Below are 2,434 nucleotides of genomic sequence, written 5' to 3'. Positions count from 1 at the left end.
TCCGGTGCTGGCGGTCGACGATCCGCGCCTGGCGCTGGCGCAGAGTGCGGCACGCTATTTCGGCAAGCAGCCTGAGATCATGGTCGCGGTGACCGGCACCAGCGGCAAGACCTCGGTCGCAGCCTTCACCAGGCAGATCTGGGAGCAAGCCGGTTATGCCGCCGCTTCGATCGGCACCACCGGCGTGGTGGCGCCTGGGCGCAACGACTATGGTTCGCTGACGACACCCGATCCGGTCGCCCTGCATCAATTGCTGCGGGAATTGGCCGATGCCGGCGTCACCCACGCCTCGATGGAAGCCTCCAGCCATGGGCTCGACCAGCGCCGCCTCGACGGCGTGAAGCTGGCCGCCGGCGGCTTCACCAATCTCGGCCGCGACCATATGGATTATCATCCGACCATCGAGGATTATCACCGCGCCAAACTGCGCCTGTTCGACACGTTGCTGCCGAAGGGCGCGCCGGCCGTGATCTTCGCCGACGATCCATGGTCGGCGCCGACGACCGTGGCCGCAAAGGCTGCCGGGCTCAATGTGCTGACGGTCGGCCGCCATGGCGACTTCCTCAGGCTGAAGCGGGTCGAGCACGAACGCCACCGCCAGCGGGCCGAAGTCGAGGCCGACGGCGTGCTCTACGAGATCGACCTGCCGCTGGCCGGTGATTTCCAGATTTCGAACGCGCTGGTTTCGGCGGGTCTTGCCATTTCCACGGGAACACCTGTCGCCAAGGCCCTGATAGCGTTGGAGAAACTGAAGGGCGCGCCGGGCCGGCTCGACCTCGTCGGCACCACCGGCAATGGCGCGCCGGTCTATGTCGACTATGCCCACAAGCCGGACGCGCTGGAAAACGTGCTGGCTTCGGTACGGCCGTTCACCACCGGTCGTGTCATCGTCGTGTTCGGCTGCGGCGGCGACCGCGACCGGGGAAAAAGGCCGATCATGGGCGAAATCGCGACGCGGCTTGCCGATGTCGTCATCGTCACCGACGACAATCCGCGCTCCGAAGTGCCGGAAACGATCCGTGCCGCTATTTTGGCCGCTGCTCCAGGGGCCATCGAGATCGGCGACCGGCGCCAGGCGATCCACGAAGCGGTCGCCATGCTGCATGCCGGCGACACGCTGATCGTGGCCGGTAAGGGCCACGAGGAAGGCCAGACGATCGGCTCCGAGACCTTGCATTTCTCCGATCATGAGGAAGTCCGCGCGGCACTCACGGAGCGCGCAGCATGAGCTTGCTGTGGACCTCCGAAGCGCTGGTTGCCGCCATGGACGGGCGGCCGCTCGGGCCGATGCCGGAGGGGATTTCAGGCATTTCGATCGACAGCCGCAGCCTGCAGCCGGGCGACGCCTTCTTCGCCATCAAGGGCGAGGCGATGGACGGCCATGACTTCGCAACCGCCGCCATCAAGGCTGGCGCTGGCGTGCTGGTGGTGGCCGAAGGCAAGCTGCCGTCGCTCGGCCGGTTGACAGCGCCGATCATCGTCGTCGAGGACGTGCTGGTCGCGCTGGAAAAGCTTGGAGTTGCATCGCGCGCCCGCTCGAGCGCGAAAATCATCGCTGTGACCGGTTCGGCCGGCAAGACCACCACCAAGGAAGCGCTGCGCCATGTGCTGCAAGCCGTAGGCAAGGTGCATGCCTCGGCGCAGTCCTTCAACAATCACTGGGGCGTGCCGCTGACCTTGGCGCGGATGCCTGATGATTGCGACTATGCCGTGTTCGAGATCGGCATGAACCATCCCGACGAGATCCGTCCGCTGGTCAAGATGGTGAGGCCGCATGTCGCCATCGTCACCATGATCGCGGCGGCGCATCTCGGCTTTTTCCGTAATCTGGACGAGATCGCCAAGGCCAAGGCCGAGATTTTCGAGGGGTTGGAGCCCGAGGGGGCCGCCGTCCTCAACCGCGACGATGCCCGATTCAAGCTGCTCGACAAGATGGCCCATGCCGCCGGTGTCGAGCACGTCTACGGCTTCGGCGAGAATGCGCGCTCTACCTTCAAGCTCACCAAATGCGAACTGCATGCCGATCATTCCGACATCACCGCCAGGATCGGCGGCCACGAAGTGACGGCGCGGATCGGCGCGCCCGGTCGCCATATGGTGCAGAACGTGCTGGCGGTGCTGGGTGCGGCGCATCTGGTCGGCGCCGATCTCGACAAGGGTGCTTCAGCACTGGCCGATCTCTCCGCCGAGCGCGGGCGCGGCAAGCGCCATGTGCTGCGCCATCCCGGTGGTTCGACTTCGAGCCACCCCGGTGGACTGATCACGCTGATCGACGAAAGCTACAACGCCAATCCGGCATCGATGGCTGCTGCGATGGCGTTGCTCAACGCGACGCCGGTGACGGGCGAGGGCCGCCGCATCGCCGTGCTCGGCGACATGCTCGAACTCGGCGACCATTCGACCAAGCTGCATGCGGCCCTTGCCGATCCTGTCT

The 2,434-nt window shown here is 65.7% G+C and carries 2 protein-coding genes; both read left to right on the top strand.

From position 1 onward, the window contains the following. Positions 1–1,228, top strand: a 1,228-nt coding sequence (locus ENZ74_RS14275) for a UDP-N-acetylmuramoyl-L-alanyl-D-glutamate--2,6-diaminopimelate ligase (protein WP_245470953.1), incomplete at its 5' end; no start/stop codon positions are given. Further along, positions 1,225–2,434: UDP-N-acetylmuramoyl-tripeptide--D-alanyl-D-alanine ligase (gene murF / locus ENZ74_RS14270; protein WP_127312823.1), on the top strand; the 1,210-nt coding region annotated here is incomplete at its 3' end. The genes ENZ74_RS14275 and murF, both read left to right, overlap by 4 nt.

Source organism: Mesorhizobium sp. M7A.F.Ca.CA.002.15.2.1, from assembly GCF_003998715.1.
GTDB lineage: Bacteria > Pseudomonadota > Alphaproteobacteria > Rhizobiales > Rhizobiaceae > Mesorhizobium > Mesorhizobium ciceri.
The sequence above is the reverse complement of the archived record's forward strand: the minus strand, read 5'-3'. Positions and strand labels throughout refer to the sequence as shown.